This window comes from Endozoicomonas sp. ALE010 (assembly GCF_049310165.1).
GTDB lineage: Bacteria > Pseudomonadota > Gammaproteobacteria > Pseudomonadales > Endozoicomonadaceae > Endozoicomonas.
Genome location: NZ_JBLYNV010000192.1, coordinates 1 through 1,120 on the forward strand (window position 1 = coordinate 1; position 1,120 = coordinate 1,120).

2 protein-coding genes are annotated in these 1,120 nt (G+C 39.5%); both read right to left on the reverse strand.

Annotated elements, in window-relative coordinates:
• On the reverse strand, nt 1–583 hold a 583-nt coding region (locus ACO6UY_RS24715; protein ID WP_422491713.1), incomplete at its 3' end, for a hypothetical protein.
• Nucleotides 576–1,120: phospholipase effector Tle1 domain-containing protein (locus tag ACO6UY_RS24720; RefSeq protein WP_422491715.1), on the reverse strand; the 545-nt coding region annotated here is incomplete at its 5' end. The genes ACO6UY_RS24720 and ACO6UY_RS24715, both read right to left, overlap by 8 nt.

Genomic DNA, 1,120 nt, shown 5'->3' on the forward strand with positions numbered 1-1,120 from the left:
CGTAATACTTCGGTTTTTTGTATTTATCCGTCAAGCCAGCCTTGAGATCAGCTTCTTTCTGTTTAAGATAACTCTGCCAATCAGCTATATTTTTATCAATTTTAGGTTTGGCTCGATAGTAGTACTTTTCAAAGATATAGCCACCACAGTCAAGAGATCGGTAATTGCTCTTTGTCTGAACCCACGACAGAAAAATATTATCTTTTCCCGTGATGCTGAAAAATACATCTCCCAAGAAATGATTCGGCAGTAACTCTTTCAGATTAATTATTTTTTTGAACAAAGAGCCATTTTTATGATTTTTCCATTGAATATGGACTAAATCAGGAACCGACTCCATTGGTAAAGAAACCGTTCCCCCTGCATGCCCTTTCTCTAGAAAAGCATAGGAACCTGGATGTCCTGGATATAGGCTTTCCTCTTTATTACTAATAACTTCTATATTGTAGATATCTGACTCTGAATCATTATGAACAACAAAATTGTAGTACTTCATTTGACTACATCCAGAAATTAAAAGAACAGTAAGAGCAACCAGTAATGCTTTATAATCAGATGCTGCTTTCTTTTTGGCTTTAACCATTCGACAACACCCCACTATTACTCAACCACTCCAGATATTTAGTCATATCAACTGTACCTCGAACATCGTTATCCTGAGGACTTTCAATGATCATGTGCTCCAAATCAGGAAATTGTGGTGCTGTTGACTGTCTCTGAGTCGGTCGTAATGGTTCTCTTTGAATGCAGTTTCCGTTTCGATCTTCTCTAAGACAATTCTGCCCTGGTGTAAAATTTGGATCATTTGGATAATAAATATCCCTGTCCCCACGGGCCAAGATACCTCTTTTGTCATGGATCAATGGATTCTCGACGGTTTTGTACTCATCATCAAGATCCCCCATTGAAACACCAGCAGACTCTGCCTGCTGAACCATCCACTGAAGAGGGATATCGGATAAATCACCTTCTTTCCAACCTCCACCAATATCGGAATGATCTCCTATGAAGCCCTGCTCTACAATTTGGCCAGAAGTCAAAGAAGCACCTTCGACTGGTGAAACTGAAGTGAGTGGGAATAATGCTCTGTGTTCATTTAATGCTACTGCGTGAGCCACAT